Origin of the sequence: Brevundimonas sp., from assembly GCF_046295595.1 — a bacterium.
Taxonomy (GTDB): Bacteria; Pseudomonadota; Alphaproteobacteria; order Caulobacterales; family Caulobacteraceae; genus Brevundimonas.
This window is the reverse complement of record NZ_JBKBMX010000004.1, coordinates 67,980-82,354: the sequence shown is the minus strand read 5'-3', so window position 1 is coordinate 82,354 and position 14,375 is coordinate 67,980. Positions and strand designations below refer to the sequence as shown.

Sequence of the window (14,375 nt, the reverse complement as noted above, 5' to 3'; positions counted from 1 at the left end):
GGGACGGAAAAACGCTACCGGCCCGTTAATCATGCGCCCACGCTCGCCTGAGGCCGATGAACTGCGCCTGAACGCCTCTGTCAGGTTGGCCGCGACATTGCGGGCGCGGAGCCAGGCGCCCACCTGCGAAGCCCCGCCGAAGGAGTGCTCACGTGACCCGTCCGATCGAACTCTGGTACTGGCCCACCCCGAACGGCTGGAAGGTCTCCATCGCCCTCGAGGAGATGGGCCTGCCGTATGAGCTGAAACCGGTGAACATCGGCGCCGGTGAACAGTTCGCCGCGCCGTTCCTGGCGATCAGCCCCAATGGCCGCATGCCGGCCATCGTCGACCCCGACGGCCCTGACGGCCAGCCGCTGGCGATCTTCGAATCCGGGGCCATCCTGCAATACCTCGCGGTGAGGTCCGGCCGCTTCTATCCGCAGGATCCCCGCGGCAAGGCCGAGGTCGACCAGTGGCTGTTCTGGCAGGTCGGCGGCTTGGGACCGATGGCCGGCCAGACGCATCATTTCCGCCAGTACGCCCCGGCCATGATCCGGGACCAGCGCCAGATCGCCTATGGCGTGCGCCGCTATACCGACGAGACGCACCGGCTCTATGGCGTGCTGGACCGCCGCCTCGCCGACCGGGACTTCGTCGCCGGCGACTATTCGATCGCGGACATGGCCATCTGGCCGTGGATACTGCCGAAACTCCAGGGTCAGACGCTGGAGGACTTTCCGCGCCTCAAGGCCTGGATGGCCCGTGTCGGTGAGCGGCCGGCGGTGATCGCGGGCCGGGCCCTTGGCGACGACCTCCTCCGCAGCCTCGCCGCTTCGGGGAAGGCTGCGGAGGAGGCGCGCAAGATCCTGTTCGGGCAACGCGCGCGGTAACCTTCCGTAAGTCCGCCGGTCACTCTTCGTCAGGGATGATGACCGGATGATTTCCAACAGATTTCAGAGGTGTTTACGGCGGATGACATTTGTACCGACTTCGCCGAAAAGGCCCGTTCGACCCCGTCGTTGTTAACTTTAACTTCAAACCACGGGTATTCAGTCGTGTCTCAGGGCGGGGCCAGAAAGGCTCCGGTTCGGGAGATACGGTGATGATCGCGCAAGAAACAGCGCCTACGACCACTGAAGAGCAGGGCCTGCCCCTGCCGAGCGCGGACATGAGCGGGGACGACCTGTTCCGTCTGGGCATGATGTATTCGAGCGGCCAGGGCGGATGCCCGATGGATCGCGTCTCGGCCCATATGATCTTCAACCTGGCGGCCATGAAGGGCTCGATCGAGGCGCGAGTCTATCGCCGCGAGATGAGCCAGGAGATGGAGCAGGACGAGATCGCCGAGGCCCAGAAGGCGGCCCGCCGCTGGATCGACGCGGGCGTGGTCCGGCTGGCCGCGTGAGGTGGGTGGTTAGTGGTTAGTGGTTAGTGGTTAGTGGTTGGCCGCCGCCTGTGCGACGTTGCCGACAGCGCCGCCCTTCCGCTGCCCGTGAAGCCAATCACTTTCGCCTATTCTTGCGCCGGACCAGCGAACTCGACAGCGACACCAGCATTCGGCTGATTTCTTCGGCCGCGAGCAGAAGCCTGCGCGCGTCGACCTCGGACAGGTAGCGTAGCTTTTCGGCCAGAAGCAGCTGTGTTTCGGCTTCGGCCAGAGAGCCGCGAGCCATGCCGACGAACTGGATGAACTCGCCGGTGCTCCGCCGCGCCGCGCCTTCCGCTATATTGGACGCGACAGACACTGCGGCGCGCCTGATCTGGCTGATCAGACCGAAGCGCTCCTCTTTCGGCCAATGGGCGGTGGCCTGGTAGATGGCCTCAGCCCAGTCCAGCGCTCGCCGCCAGACCTGAAGGTCGCGATAGTTAGTGACGCCGTCGGACATCAGGCAATGATGTTCCGTATTTGTTCTGGACGCAAGGTGAGGTCCGAAGGTCCCGCCGGCGGCTTGAGGGCGCGCGCCAGCCTGGGCGGCGCAATCACTAATCACTAATCACTAATCACTGACGACGGTGCCTGCCGGCCGGGCGCTCAGAAGTTCTGATACTGCCCGCCGATCGCATAGCTGAACCCGATCGGCAGGGCGTTGCGGAACAGGCTGACGAAATTCGCCACCTCGCCCAGCGTCGAGCGCGGCACGAAGATGATGTCGCCGCGTCTCAGGGCCACCACCTCGCCGCGGCGCGGCCGCAGGTCGACCGCCCGCATCATCCGCACCCCGCCCGGACCGCGCCGGATCAGCGCCACCTCCTGCTGCCGCGCGGTTGGCAGGAAGTCGCCGGCCTGGATGACGGCCTGATAGGCGTCCAGATCGCCGTTCATCTCGATCATGCCCGGCGTGCGCACCTCGCCGCCGACCCAGACCCGGATCGGACCCGCCGTCTTCAGGGTGATCTCGACGACCGGACGGCGCAGCTGGCTGGCGAAGGCCGCCGCCGCATCGGCCTCGACCTCGGCGATGGTCCGGTCCGCCGCCATGATCTGCCCGACCAGCGGCAGGGAGATGCGCCCGTCGGGGCCGATCCTCTGGGTCCGGGTCAGTTCGGTCGCCGTCGGCGTGGCGATCTCGATCTCGTCCCCGGGGTACAGCACATACTCCGGCTCGGCCTCGGTCCAGTCGGCGAAACCGATCTCGGGGAAGGATGACCGCTCGACCTCGCGCACCCGCTCGCCGCCCAGGGCGTCCGGCCCGGATACACGCGCGCCACGCCCGCCTCCGGCGCAGCCCGCCACGGCGCCGGCGAGGCCCAGAAGCAGCAGGCGGCGGTCGATCGGCATGGCGGCATGATTCTCCGGAGGCGTCTGAGGGCAAGGTCGTCGCTTATGGGTAACCATGGGTTAACGCCGCTGGCCCAAGGCTGGTCTCCGCCGACCCGGTAGATGGAATCAGTCCCCCCACATGCGTACGACGGCCTACACGACAGTTCGCCCGCGCTACGGCTTCCTTGACGTCGTCGGCCTGCTGTTCCGCGAACTGCTGCTGATGATCGTTATCTTCCTGCTGATCTTCGCCATCGGCACGGCGGCGGTCCTGACGCTGAAGAAATCCTACACCGCCACCGCCAGCGTCTACGCCGGCGTCGGTCAGGAATATGTCTATCAGCCCCGCGTCGGGACCAGCGAACGGGGCCAGCCGCTCGAGGCCGACGCCGTGGCCCAGTCCGAGGCCCAGATCCTCGGCAGCCTCGCGGTCAAGCAGAAGACCGTCCAGGTTCTCGGCGCCGACGCCATCCTCGGCCCGGGCGCGTCCGGCACGCCGGCGGAAAAGGCCTCGGCCGCCCTCAAGGCGCTCGACAGCGGCCTCGGCGTCGGGGTCACGCCCGGCAGCGCCATCATCTCGGCCTCCTACGCCGCCAACGATCCGGCGCGCGCCGCGACCATCCTGAACGCCATCATCGACCAGTATCTGGTCCAGCGCCGCGCCGTGTTCCGCGACCGCACCACCCCGGCCATCGCCGCCCAGCGCGAGGCCTTCGAGACCGAGCTGGCGCGGGCCGACGCGGCCTATGACGCCTTCATGACCTCGAACAACATCGGCGACTTCGCCACCGCCAAGGCGTCGCTCGCGGCCAGTTATCAAACCACCCAGGCCGAGGCCCTGTCGCTGCGCGCCCAGCTCAACCAGGCGACGCAGCGTCTCAACACCTTCGAGGCCCAGCTGGCGCAGCAACCGGCCGAGGTGGTGCTGCAACAGGACCTCAACGTCTCGGCCCAGAACCAGATTCTGGAGCTGCGCACCCAGCGCGAGGCCCTGCTGTCGCGCTACACGCCCGACGCCCAGCCGGTGCGCGACATCGAGCAGCAGATCTCCGATCTCCAGGCCTATGTCGCCACCGGCTCCACCGTCGGGGCCAAGGAGGTCCGCACCGGACCCAGCACCATCTTCACCGCCATCGAGACGGCCCGCATCACCGCCGCCGCCGATCGCGACGGCCTCGCCGCGCGGCTGGCCGTGGCCGAGGGCCAGCTGTCCCAGCTCCGCTCGCGCCTGGCCGACCTGACCCGGCTGGAATCGACCAACGCCAACCTCGCCGGCAACCGCGAGGTCCTGACCGCCAACATCCGCGAGTTCCAGCAGCGCGAGGTCCAGGCCCGCGCCGACAGCGCCCTGGTCGCCGCCGGCGCCGACAATGTCACGGTGATCGAGCGGGCCGAGGCCCCGACGCGCGGCTCCAGCCTCAAGGCGCCGCTGCTCGGCGCGGTCTTCCTGTTCGCCGGCTTCACCGCCCTGTGCGTCGGCCTGCTGCGGGTGTTCACCCGCCGCGGCTACACCACCCCGGCCTCGACCGGACGGACGCTGGAAATGCCGGTCCTCGCCGTCGCGCCGATGAAGGCGCGATGAAGCGCGTCCCCGTCATGGTAGCGTAGGGGCCTGTAGCCGGGCGCGTAGCGATTCGATGGTCGACCTGACAACCGAAATGGCCGCCCTCTGGGCGGCGCTGGGGCCGGCGCCCGGACACCGTGGACGCGTGATCCAGTTCGCCTCGGCCAATTCCGGCGAGGGCGTCTCGACCGTGGCCCGAGAATACGCCCGCCTCGCCGCCGTCCGCGCCCGCCGTCCCGTCTGGCTGATCGACGCCGATCTGGCGCAGCAGGGTCAGCTGGAGGCGGTGGGGGGCGAGCCGGACCGGTTCGGCGCCCTCGGCAAGGCCGCCATGGCCACCCCCGACGGCTCGATCTTCTTCGCCGTGACCCCGCGCATCACCGACAGGGCCGGCAAGCCGGTGCATCCGGCCCGGCTGCTGACGGCGCGGCCCTGCCTCGGCGGACGGCTGTGGGTGACGCGCTTCGCCGCCGAACACCTGCGCTCGGGCCAGCGGGCCGAGGCCCTCGCCGACCCGCGCTACTGGGACGCCCTGCGCCAACACGCCGACACGGTGGTGATCGACAGCCCCGCCGCCGACCGCAATTCCATGGCCATCACCCTCGCGCCCTTCGTCGATTCCACCGTGCTGGTCGTCGCCGCCGGCGGCGCCTCGGCCGGCGATCCGCTGATCCTGCGCGACGAAATCGAGGCCGCCGGCGGTAAGATCGCCGGCGTCGTGGTCAACCGCTCGACGTATCAGCCCCCGGCGTTTCTGAAGCGGCTGACGGGGTAGGGCGGGGGCTCATCGAGATCGCCGAAGCGATGGCTCGACTTACAAGCCTGGGTAAATGTGTGCTCACGACCCATTGCGAGCGGTAAGAGCCCGGCCCGCTCGTCAAGCTCTACATCTCGATAGTATCAGGCGACCGCGCGTAGGTAGTTCGCGCGGACACGCCTCTTATCCCGCCTGCCTTGCAGGCTTCGACCAAAGCCCGCGACCAGTATATTTTGGGTTCCGCCAGGTCCGCGAAGATGTGGACTCCGTCGTCGATGTCTGGGTTCAGTCTGAACGTGGTTGGCAGGATCACCTTGGCCACCGGCGCGCCGAACTCCACCCGTTTGGCGATGGAGATTTCGCTGACTTGGACGTCCGGGGCGACGAGCGTTCTGGCGGGCATGAAGGCGTTGAATCCGACTATACGGCCACCGGCCTTCAATGGCGCCGCGACGGCATCGACTCCGTCAGGGTCAAACGCCTTCAGAATGGCGAGAAGCCGATCCGATACGAAGCACACTGTGCCGGGATTGTAGAAATCGGCGAGTCTCGAAACGTCGCCAGTGAACTCAAGATCATAAGGGGCGCCGCTCGCGACCCCGCGCTTCGGCTGATTTATCGTTTGCCTTCTGGGCCGCGCCTGCAGCGGTGGGGGGTTCAGCCAGACTAGGTTTTGGTTCTCGTGCAGATACGTCGAGCGGATGTGATAAAACCCAGCGCGTTCCTCCCCCTCGGTTTGCCCGGAGTTAAAGGTCCGGGTCTCTCCCGGCGGGGTCTGGTCCACCATTTCTTCCAGCGTCATGGCAACGCACTCTTCTCCGGAGTCTCTACCTTCCCAAAGCCGCGATGGGCCGAAATGAGGAAGGTTACGAGGTGTTCCCACTGCCATCTTGGCACAACTGACGGATGTCCGCTCCCTGCCGGTTGCGGCGGTTCGGGGCTCCGGTGCCGGTAGGTCGCCTAACCTCCCCTATGAAGACATCACCCGGCCTTCGCCGCCTCCAGCCGCGCCAGCTCCCGAGCTCCGTAAAAATGCGGCTCGAACCCCTTGATCCACAACAGCTTGCCGACGCCCCGCGCCGTCCGGTCGTAGAACTCCGCCCGCCTCGGGCTCCCCGCCAGGGTCAGCGCCGCCGCCGCCGTCCCCCACACCACGGTCTGTCCGGCCCCGATCACCATCCAGCGCAACACGCCGGGCCAGTCGCGCGCCGCCGCCGCCGTCTGGCTCGGGCCCTGGCCATAGGCGAAGGCGCGGGCGAGGGCGTAGCCCAGCGTCGCCCGGTGCGCCGGCGCGAACTCCTCGACCCGGGCCTCGGCGGCCCAGCCAAAGCGGCCGCCGCGCGCCTTCAGGGCCGCGAACAGGGCGTCGTCCTCGCCGCCGGCCTGATCGGCGGCGCTGTCGAACGGCGCCGGGCCGGGCAGGGCGGTGGCCCGCGTCATCAGCGAGTTGCCGCAGCCGAACGGCGTCTCGATCAGTCCCGTGCGCTCCGGCCCCTCGCGGCCGAAGAACCGCTCCAGCCACGGCTTGAGCCACGGCTCCGCGTCCGGCGCGCGGCCGGTGATCGGCCCGAACACCGCATCGGCCCCCGTGACCGCGTGCGCCTCCAGCAAGGCGGCCAGCCAGCCGGGCGAGGCGGCCTCGTCGTCGTCGAGAAAGGCGATCAGCGGCGCCGCCGTCGCCGCCAGCCCGGCGTTGCGCGCCGTGGCCACGCCGGGGCGGGGGGCGTGCACATAGACGACCGGCCAGGGCGACAGCTTGCGCAGGGCCTCGACGCCGGCCCCGGCCGACCCCGACGGATCGTTGTCGACGACGACGATCTCCGCCACCCGCCCGGCGACGCCGGCCTGACCGAACAGCGAGCGCAGGGCCCGCTCCAGACTCTCCGGCCGGCGCAGGGTCGGGACGATGATCGCGACATCCGCCATCACACCGCGTCCGCATACAGGGCCGCCCGATACAGGCGCAGCGAGAAGGCCCGCGTCGCCACCGGAAGCCAGTCCGCCTCCGCCGCCTGACGCATCCGGCCGCGCAGCCACGGCAGGCCCGGCAGCCGCTTCAGCAGCTGCGCCGCCCTGTAGCTCGGATAGACCGCGACAATCTCCGGATGGCGGTCGACCATGCGGGCGAAATTCGGCGCCGACTGTTCGTATTTGCGCGCCAGGGCCGCCACCGTATCCAGCCCCATGTGCGTCGCGGCGTTGTCGAGGTGCACGACCCGGAACCGCCGCGACACCCGCATGGCCCACTCGACGTCCTCCCAGCCCCAGCCGGTGAAGCCGGGATCGAAGGCCTCGGCCTCGAACACGTCGCGGCGCACCAGCAGGTTGGAGGTGTAGACGTATTTCTCGGGCTGTTTCGCCCGCTCCATATACGGCACGCACTCCGACTTCGCCGCCATCGCCCGGTGCACGGCGAACCGTGCGTCGGTCGGCGCCTGCAGCAGCGAAAAGCCGCCGAAGGCCACGGCCGGGTCCTCGCGCGCCACCAGATCGGCCCAGTCGCGCAGAAAACGCCGATGATCCGGCCGCATGTCGCTGTCGAGGAACAGCAGGCTGCCCCCCCGCGCCGCCGCCGCCAGCCGGTTGCGCCCGATCGACCGGCCCTCGTTGGCCGGCAGGGTGATCAGCTGGGCGGGCAGGGCCATCGACCTGATCCGTTCGGTCAGCCGCGCCGTCAGCGCCGCGTCGCCGGTGCCGTCGTCCAGCACGATCACCTCGACCGCCCCGTCGACCGAGGCCGCCTCCTCGTCCAGCAGGGCCAGCAGCGCCTCCGGATCGTCGCGCAGGAACGGCGTCAGCACTGACAGGGCCGGCCGGGCGCCCTTCCAGGCGGCGTTGTCGACGATCTTCGCCCGCGCCGTAGTCATGCCGCCGCCCTCCGCTCCCGCGCCCGCGTCAGCAGCCGCAACGCCACATCCCGCACCCCCGCCGCGTTCAGGGTCAGGGCCACCGCCGCATAGACGATCCCGCCGACCCCGGCGTCCAGCATCAGCTCCGCAAAGCCGCCGATCGCCGGCAGCCGCGCCACCACCAGCGCCATCGCCCCGGTGGCCACGCCGCAGCGGACCAGACTGTCCCACGGGATCGGCAGCGGCAGCACCCGCCGCCCGATCACCTGCGTCGCCAGCAGCCCCAGCGCGAAGCTCGCCGCCGTCGCCCACGCCGCCCCCATCAGGCCGTGACGCGGCACCAGGATCAGGTTCAGCACGACGTTCATCCCCGCCGGTATCGCCATGGCCACCAGCAGCAGTTTCGTCTTCTTGCCGAGGGTGAAGGCCTGTCCGAAATAATAGGCGGTCAGGCCGTACAGCAGGGCGGACAGGGCAATCCACGGCGTCACGCTGGCCGCCGCCACGCGCAGCTCCTCGCCGATCAGCACCTCGGCCAGCGGCCGGGCTGTCAGCGCCACCCCGGCCGCCGCCGGCAGGCCGATCAGCAGGAAGGTCGACAGCTGCTCCCGCGCCGCCGTCTTCAACTGGTCCGGTCCGCCGCGCTCCAGCGCCATGATCAGCGCCGGCTGGCCCGCCGACCCCAGCCACAGGAACAGCACGTCCAGGGTGCGGTTGGCGATCGAATAGCCGGCGTGATAGGCGCCCACCGCCGCCTCGTCGAGGAAGGCCGCCAGCAGGAAGCGGTCGGTCGACGACAGCACCACCGTCAGCGCCAGCGAGGCCGCGATAGGATAGCCGTACACGGCATAGCCGCGCACCCGGGCCGGCTCTAAGCCGCCGCCGCGCGCCTGCCTCAGCTCGCCCGGCAGAACGAAGGGCAGGGCGGCCAGCGGGGCCAGGCCGATGCCCAGCAGCGGCGCCGCGCCGCCCCATCCGGCGAGGGCGAAGCCGACGCCGATGGCGAGGCCGCCGATGGTCACCGCGATGTCCAGCCCCGCCGCCTTGCCGACCTCGCCGGCGGCGCGATACCGTTCCTGCGCCAGCTTGACCAGGCTGCGCGCCGGCACCCCTGCGAGGCCCGCCGCCAAGGCGATGCGGAACAGCGGGTCGCCGGGCCAGAGCCACATCGACAGGGCCGTAAGGCCGAGGAATCCGGCGCTCAGCACGAAGGCGGTGCGGTACAGGCTGGCGAAATGCCCCTGCGTCGCCGCCCCGGGCGCCTGCGCCGCCCAGAACCGCGCCATGGCCGCCTCCAGCCAGCTGAACACCGCCACATGGGCCAGCGTCATGACCGAGAAGGCGAGGGCGTAGCGGCCGAAATCCTCGGGGCTCAGCAGCCGGGTGAACAGCACGATGGCGAGGAAGCCGACCACCCCCTGAACGATGTTGGCGGGCAGATAGCCCCAGACGCCGCGCCAGAACATCGGCCTAGCGCACCGACGCCCGGTCGCCGAGCAGCACCGGCACGGTGACGGCCATGATGCACAGGTCCAGCCACAGCGACTGGCGCTCGACATATTCGATGTCCAGCCGCACCCGCGCCCGCACGTCCTGCGCCGTGTGCAGCGGCCCGCGCGAGCCGTTGACGGCGGCCCAGCCGGTCATGCCCGGCTTGATGCGGTGGCGATGGGCGTATTCCGCCACCAGCCGCGCGCTCTCGACATGGCCGGTCTTCATGCCGATGGCGTGGGGCCGGGGACCGACCAACGACATCTCGCCGGTGATCACGTTCAGCAGCTGCGGCAGTTCGTCGAGGCTGGTTTTCCGGATGAACCGGCCGACGCGGGTGACCCGGTCGTCGTCGTGCGTCACCTGCCGGCTGGCCGTCGCGTCGGCCGCCTCCTGCTTCATCGAGCGGAATTTCCACACCACGATCTCCTCGTGGTTGAAGCCGTGGCGGCGCTGGCGGAAGAAGATCGGCCCCGGGCTGTCCAGCCGGATGACGAGGGCGATCACCGCCATCGCCGGAGCCAGCAGCACCAGCGCGATCAGGCCGATGACCAGATCCTGCAGCCGCTTGTTGAAGGCCCGGCGGTCGTGATCGACCGGGCCCTGGACATCGGCCAGCGGCGCCGCGGCCAGCCGGTCCAGCGCCGACCGCGTCTCGGCCTCGCCATTCGGTTCGACCAGCAGCGTCACCTCATTGGGCAGGGCTCTCAGACGCGCCGTCAGTTCGCGCACCCGCGCCTCGGCCTTCGGATCGATGGCCAGCACCACCCGGTCGACATAGGGCGTCATCTTGTGGGTCAGCAGATCGTCGGCGGTGCCCAGCACCGGCACCCCCTCGATCGCCTCGGGCGAGCGGGCCAGCCGGTCGTCGAATATGCCCAGCACATTGAGGTCGCGGCGCTTCAGCGCCTCGCGGATCAGGCTCTCGGCCCGCCGGGTCGCCCCGACCAGCACGATGTTCGGCGTCAGCGCGCCCGACGCCCGCCAGCGCCCGACCATGTCGCTCCAGCCCATGTGCAGGGCGTACAGGCTGATCAGCACCAGCCCGCTCCACACCAGCCAGGCCGACCACTGCGCCCCGGCGCCCTGCAGCGCCCAGCCCGACAGCATCGCCGCCGCCGCGCCGACCACGACGATCCCCGCCACCGAGGCGAGATGCAGGCTGGCCCTTTGCCCCCGCGCGAAGCGATAGCGGCCCAACGACCGCATCAGGCCCAGCACCGTCAACGCCCCGAGGACGAAGGGCGCCAGCCGCGAGACCTCCGCGTGCAGTAACGGTCCGGGCGTCGAGGCCCAGGCGCACAGCAGCGTCACCGCCACGACGGCCAGCACGTCGAAGGCGCGGAAATAGTGCGCCGCCAGCCGCGAGGCGTGCCGCTGCCGCGCGTTCAGCCAGACCTCGGGCCGGAAGGGCCCGCGCCGCGCCGCGCCACCCGGCTTTCCGGCGGCGGTCGCGTCGAGACTGACCGAACCGGCGAGCGCCTGCAGCCCGGACACGTCGAGGTCCCCGGCCGGAGCCGGATCGGAATCGAACGAAAGGCGGCTCGCGGCGTGGGTCAATCTGGGCTCGCTCGGCGGGGTCGCCGTCACCTTGCACGGCCCCTCTCACTGGCGCGTTAACGGTGGCCTGCCCAAAGGCCGTTGCGCCCGCCCGCGCGCTCCGCTATCCACGCCGCCTGCCGGAGACGTGGCCGAGTGGCTGAAGGCAACGGTTTGCTAAATCGTCGTACCCTGTAAGGGGTACCGAGGGTTCGAATCCCTCCGTCTCCGCCAGATCTCCCGCGCTCAGGCCCGGGCTGCCAGCACCGCTAACGATTCGGCCTGATGGTCCTCGTCCCGGGCCGGAAGGTCGTCGAAGGCCCAGGCCGTTCCGCCGACGGGCTCCGCCCGCAGTCGGCACACCGCCGGACCGGTCAGGAACTGCACCCCCAGCTCCCGCGCCAGCAGAAGCTCCTTGCGGCTGCGGATATTGGTGGCGCCGGTCCGGATCTGCCGGCCCCTGAACTCTCCCGCCCGGACCCCGAAGCGGCGGAGCGCGGCGAGGCGGATCTCCTGCCGGGCGTCCGGAAGAACGAAGGTCACGCTCCGGACCGCCTGCGGGCTGAGGTGCAGCACCTCGAAACACGGATCGGCGGTCTGCAGATCGATCGCCGCGACGTGGTCCTCCAGCACGCCCTGAATCGTCCGCAGCGACTGGTAGGACATCACCCGCGGCACGTCGTAGACGGCGGCGGCCAGACCGGCCCGGGCGGAGGGCGGCAGGACCTGCAGCAGTTCCGCATAGCCTCCGCGGAGGGTGGGTCGCATCAGTTTCGAGAAGGATATGGGCAGGTAGAGCGGCGCCTTGAGACCGCCCTTGTTGATCAGGCTCAAGGCCGAGAGCAGACAGGCGTTGTCGAACTCGACCGCGTCCGCGGGCTGGTGTTCGCGCCCGTCGGCGACGCTCACATGCAAGTCGGAATCGCCTGGCGTACAGCTCACGACGTCGCCGACGAAGATTTGCCGGGCCGGGAAATAGATGCCCTGGAGGGCCTCGAGCGGCGGCGGGACGTCCTCGGTGAAGGGTGTGCGGCAGCCGGCTTCGGCCTCGGGCGGCATGCGGCTCAGACTGCCGTCGGCGGCGATCCGGCTCAGCCGCCCGCCGACGGGCAGGCTGCGGCTGCCGGTCATCAGCGCCGTCACTCCCTCGTCCGACAGGACCGAGAACTCCTGGATGGCCTCCTCGCTGCCTTCGAACAGAAGCAGGGTCAGGGCGTCGGCCGCGGCGGTCCCGAACAGCCGCAGCTCCAGTTCGTCGGACAGCCGCGCCAATTCGAAGGTGTCCAGCTCGTCGGTTCGCGGATCCGCCAGCCGGTAGCAATAATGGGTCAGCAGATCGAAGGTCCGCGGCCAGCACCACCGCACTTCGAGGAAGGCATTGGTGTATTTCGCGACGAGCGGCCCCAGGGACTCGACCGGAATGTCGGTCCTGTTGGCGTCCAGGGACACCCGTAAGCACGCTACTGCCGTCATTTATGCATCCGACGCCGGGGATCCGCGAGCAACAGACGCCGCTCCCCCCTTCCGGGTAACTGTCCAAATGCTTCCAAGTTATAAACTTCAGGCAGGGTGGCGCCGGCCGCATCGGCATCCGGCGACCCGCGTTCGTGAACCGGATAGCCGTTGAGGGATTGCATCCGGGAACCTTGATCCGGGCGCCTGCCATGACCTTGCCATCCTCCCTGTCCCGCTGCACCCAAGCCATCCGGCGGTTCGCCGGTCGCACCCGCCCCCGCCATGTCGTCGCCCTGTCCGCCGTCGCGGTGGCCGCCGTCGGCCTGGCGGGATTGCGCGCCGTCGAACTGCCTGGGCCGCGGCCGATCGCCGACGGCGACCGGATGAGGATCGAGGTGGTCCCGCCGGTCGAGCCTGAGCTGATCGCCGGGTCGACCATGGAAGTCGGCGAACTGGTCGACGGCTTCCAGGGCCTGCCGCCGCCTCGCCCGGCTCTGACGGATGTCAGCTGGTCGTCGGACGAGAGCCCCTGGGACGAGGCCGACGACGGCTGGGCGCCCCCTCCGCCGGAACGTCACCGGGCCGAGGTCCGCACCTATGACTCCCGGCCCGGGCCCGAGCGGGACTCCGCCGCGCGCGTCGTCCAGCGCTGGTTCGGCTTCGACGCGCCGCGTCGCGACTTCGAGGCCGAACGCGCCGCCCGCCGCGCGCGGCTGGAAGCGATGGAGCTGGACGCCCGCCGCCGCCAGGATTGGGAGCGCCGTCAGTACGAGCGCGCCGAACAGGATCGCTACGCCGCCGAACGGCACCGGGACGAGGCCTTGGCGCCGCGATGGCGGGAGGATCGTCGCCGATATCAGGAGCAACGCGAGCCGCCCGAGTGGCGTGACGAGGCCTGGCGCGACCGCGGGGTTCTGGTCCGCGACCCGCCCGTGGAGGCTGGCCCCCGGCCTTACCGGCCGGCGGATGAGGTCGGCTAGGCGGGGCGGCCAGGCCGGCGCGCGCCTCGCCTGCAGGCGCCGCGCGACGCTGTGCTTACAATCCGCGAAATTATAGTCGGGTTATCAAAATATTCCCCGGCACAATCAGCGACATAACCTTTTCTCGATCCGCTTTGTCTGTACGAGGGCGGGGCTCCCTTACAATGCGTCCGTTCCGTCGCACGGGGAGGCGCAGAGGCCTTGCGTCCTTTGGCGGCGGGATGTGGAGAAGCGGGGACCCGGTTCCGGCCTGCCATCTGAAGGCAGGCGAACGCCCGGGGTCTGTCCGGCTGAGGAAAAGGCCGGATGCGATGTCAGGGGCGAGGGGGATACTCGCCCGGTCCGGGGACCGTGTCGCAAGCACGGCCCGCCCGCCGGAGGCGCTGCGGTAAGGCGATAAGACCGCCACCCGACGCAAGCTTCCGTCCGCCTCCACGCGGAGCGTCTGTCTGCGTCGAAACGGTAACTCCAACGAACTCCGGGCGCAGGCCCGGCGCTCCGCACGCCTTCCCGCACCGCTTTCCCAAGCGGCCCGGAGTCATGCCGCAACGGGAACTTGACCCGGCGTGATCTTGGCACGCGGCCCGGCCGGGTCTAGGTCGGAGGTTCAACCTCTTCAGGAGACGCACCATGGCCGATCTGGCTCAAGTCACCGAACACATCCGCAGCCGCGTGGGCGACAACTCCGGCCTCGGCAAGACCGTCAAGCTGGACCTGGGCGACCAGGGCAAGATCTACATCGACGGCGCCTCGGTCCCCAACACGGTGACCAACGAAGACAAACCCGCCGACGCCACCGTCTCGATGGCGTGGGACGACTTCATGGCCCTCTCGGACGGCAAGCTCGACCCGATGATGGCCTTCATGCAGGGCAAGCTGAAGATCGCCGGCGACATGATGATCGCCCAGAAACTGGCCCCGCTGCTGAAGCGCTAGGCACAATCGAAATCTCCCTCCCCCTCCGGGGGAGGGTCGTGGGGGGGGGGGGCCCCACGGG

At 69.8% G+C, this 14,375-nt stretch carries 14 protein-coding genes and 1 tRNA gene; 7 read left to right on the top strand and 8 right to left on the bottom strand.

What is annotated here, in order from left to right:
* The first annotated feature begins 152 nt into the window (after window positions 1–152).
* A complete protein-coding gene (locus tag ACK4JY_RS04100) occupies window positions 153–872 on the top strand; it encodes a glutathione S-transferase family protein (RefSeq protein WP_409603079.1) in 720 nt (239 codons plus the stop codon).
* 212 nt (window positions 873–1,084) lie between these two features.
* On the top strand, window positions 1,085–1,387 hold the full coding sequence (locus ACK4JY_RS04095; protein WP_409603078.1) for a sel1 repeat family protein: 303 nt from the start codon (window positions 1,085–1,087) through the stop codon (window positions 1,385–1,387).
* A 97-nt stretch (window positions 1,388–1,484) separates the two neighbouring features.
* On the opposite strand, the gene ACK4JY_RS04090 is transcribed toward ACK4JY_RS04095, so the two are convergent.
* Both ACK4JY_RS04090 and ACK4JY_RS04085 read right to left on the bottom strand, forming a co-directional pair.
* Complete coding sequence (locus ACK4JY_RS04090) at window positions 1,485–1,868, bottom strand: four helix bundle protein (protein WP_409603076.1); 384 nt, start codon at window positions 1,866–1,868, stop codon at window positions 1,485–1,487.
* Between the two features lie 146 nt (window positions 1,869–2,014).
* Window positions 2,015–2,761: a polysaccharide biosynthesis/export family protein gene (locus ACK4JY_RS04085; protein ID WP_409603074.1), complete on the bottom strand. Its 747-nt coding sequence runs from the start codon at window positions 2,759–2,761 to the stop codon at window positions 2,015–2,017.
* Window positions 2,762–2,882: 121 nt separating this feature from the next.
* Between ACK4JY_RS04085 and ACK4JY_RS04080 the strand changes: the two genes are divergently transcribed.
* Together ACK4JY_RS04080 and ACK4JY_RS04075 are read left to right on the top strand one after the other, a co-directional pair.
* Complete coding sequence (locus tag ACK4JY_RS04080; RefSeq protein ID WP_409603073.1) at window positions 2,883–4,325, top strand: GumC family protein; 1,443 nt, start codon at window positions 2,883–2,885, stop codon at window positions 4,323–4,325.
* A 55-nt stretch (window positions 4,326–4,380) separates the two neighbouring features.
* Window positions 4,381–5,082: a hfsB gene (locus ACK4JY_RS04075; RefSeq protein ID WP_409603071.1), complete on the top strand. Its 702-nt coding sequence runs from the start codon at window positions 4,381–4,383 to the stop codon at window positions 5,080–5,082.
* Between the two features lie 109 nt (window positions 5,083–5,191).
* On the opposite strand, the gene ACK4JY_RS04070 is transcribed toward ACK4JY_RS04075, so the two are convergent.
* From ACK4JY_RS04070 to ACK4JY_RS04050, 5 genes are all read right to left on the bottom strand, one after another.
* On the bottom strand, window positions 5,192–5,866 hold the full coding sequence (locus ACK4JY_RS04070) for an imm11 family protein (RefSeq protein WP_409603069.1): 675 nt from the start codon (window positions 5,864–5,866) through the stop codon (window positions 5,192–5,194).
* 179 nt (window positions 5,867–6,045) lie between these two features.
* Window positions 6,046–6,990: a glycosyltransferase family 2 protein gene (locus tag ACK4JY_RS04065; protein WP_409603067.1), complete on the bottom strand. Its 945-nt coding sequence runs from the start codon at window positions 6,988–6,990 to the stop codon at window positions 6,046–6,048.
* The gene (locus ACK4JY_RS04060; protein WP_409603065.1) at window positions 6,990–7,931 is read right to left on the bottom strand and encodes a glycosyltransferase family 2 protein; all 942 of its coding nucleotides are present in this window, start codon (window positions 7,929–7,931) and stop codon (window positions 6,990–6,992) included. The genes ACK4JY_RS04065 and ACK4JY_RS04060 overlap by 1 nt, the downstream gene beginning before the upstream one ends.
* Window positions 7,928–9,379, bottom strand: coding sequence for a polysaccharide biosynthesis C-terminal domain-containing protein (locus tag ACK4JY_RS04055; RefSeq protein WP_409603063.1), 1,452 nt, complete (start codon window positions 9,377–9,379; stop codon window positions 7,928–7,930). The genes ACK4JY_RS04060 and ACK4JY_RS04055 overlap by 4 nt, the downstream gene beginning before the upstream one ends.
* 4 nt (window positions 9,380–9,383) lie before the next feature.
* A complete protein-coding gene (locus ACK4JY_RS04050) occupies window positions 9,384–10,964 on the bottom strand; it encodes an exopolysaccharide biosynthesis polyprenyl glycosylphosphotransferase (RefSeq protein WP_409603062.1) in 1,581 nt (526 codons plus the stop codon).
* A gap of 121 nt (window positions 10,965–11,085) precedes the next feature.
* On the opposite strand from ACK4JY_RS04050, the gene ACK4JY_RS04045 reads away from it, so the two are divergent.
* Window positions 11,086–11,177 (top strand) — tRNA-Ser (locus ACK4JY_RS04045).
* A 12-nt stretch (window positions 11,178–11,189) separates the two neighbouring features.
* Here the strand turns inward: ACK4JY_RS04045 and ACK4JY_RS04040 are convergent.
* Window positions 11,190–12,416, bottom strand: a complete 1,227-nt coding sequence (locus ACK4JY_RS04040; protein ID WP_409603060.1) for a hypothetical protein — start codon at window positions 12,414–12,416, stop codon at window positions 11,190–11,192.
* Between the two features lie 191 nt (window positions 12,417–12,607).
* Between ACK4JY_RS04040 and ACK4JY_RS04035 the strand changes: the two genes are divergently transcribed.
* Together ACK4JY_RS04035 and ACK4JY_RS04030 are read left to right on the top strand one after the other, a co-directional pair.
* The gene (locus tag ACK4JY_RS04035) at window positions 12,608–13,378 is read left to right on the top strand and encodes a hypothetical protein (RefSeq protein WP_409603058.1); all 771 of its coding nucleotides are present in this window, start codon (window positions 12,608–12,610) and stop codon (window positions 13,376–13,378) included.
* Window positions 13,379–14,008: 630 nt separating this feature from the next.
* Window positions 14,009–14,314, top strand: coding sequence for an SCP2 sterol-binding domain-containing protein (locus tag ACK4JY_RS04030; protein ID WP_409603056.1), 306 nt, complete (start codon window positions 14,009–14,011; stop codon window positions 14,312–14,314).
* Window positions 14,315–14,375 lie beyond the last annotated feature (61 nt).

Coding starts and splice junctions, on each gene's coding strand:
- ACK4JY_RS04095 (WP_409603078.1), top strand. CDS start 1,085: ATGATCGCGCAAGAAACAGCGCCTACGACCACTGAAGAGCAGGGCCTG.
- ACK4JY_RS04090 (WP_409603076.1), bottom strand. CDS start 1,868: ATGTCCGACGGCGTCACTAACTATCGCGACCTTCAGGTCTGGCGGCGA.
- ACK4JY_RS04085 (WP_409603074.1), bottom strand. CDS start 2,761: ATGCCGATCGACCGCCGCCTGCTGCTTCTGGGCCTCGCCGGCGCCGTG.
- ACK4JY_RS04080 (WP_409603073.1), top strand. CDS start 2,883: ATGCGTACGACGGCCTACACGACAGTTCGCCCGCGCTACGGCTTCCTT.
- ACK4JY_RS04075 (WP_409603071.1), top strand. CDS start 4,381: ATGGTCGACCTGACAACCGAAATGGCCGCCCTCTGGGCGGCGCTGGGG.
- ACK4JY_RS04070 (WP_409603069.1), bottom strand. CDS start 5,866: ATGACGCTGGAAGAAATGGTGGACCAGACCCCGCCGGGAGAGACCCGG.
- ACK4JY_RS04065 (WP_409603067.1), bottom strand. CDS start 6,990: ATGGCGGATGTCGCGATCATCGTCCCGACCCTGCGCCGGCCGGAGAGT.
- ACK4JY_RS04060 (WP_409603065.1), bottom strand. CDS start 7,931: ATGACTACGGCGCGGGCGAAGATCGTCGACAACGCCGCCTGGAAGGGC.
- ACK4JY_RS04055 (WP_409603063.1), bottom strand. CDS start 9,379: ATGTTCTGGCGCGGCGTCTGGGGCTATCTGCCCGCCAACATCGTTCAG.
- ACK4JY_RS04040 (WP_409603060.1), bottom strand. CDS start 12,416: ATGACGGCAGTAGCGTGCTTACGGGTGTCCCTGGACGCCAACAGGACC.
- ACK4JY_RS04035 (WP_409603058.1), top strand. CDS start 12,608: ATGACCTTGCCATCCTCCCTGTCCCGCTGCACCCAAGCCATCCGGCGG.
- ACK4JY_RS04030 (WP_409603056.1), top strand. CDS start 14,009: ATGGCCGATCTGGCTCAAGTCACCGAACACATCCGCAGCCGCGTGGGC.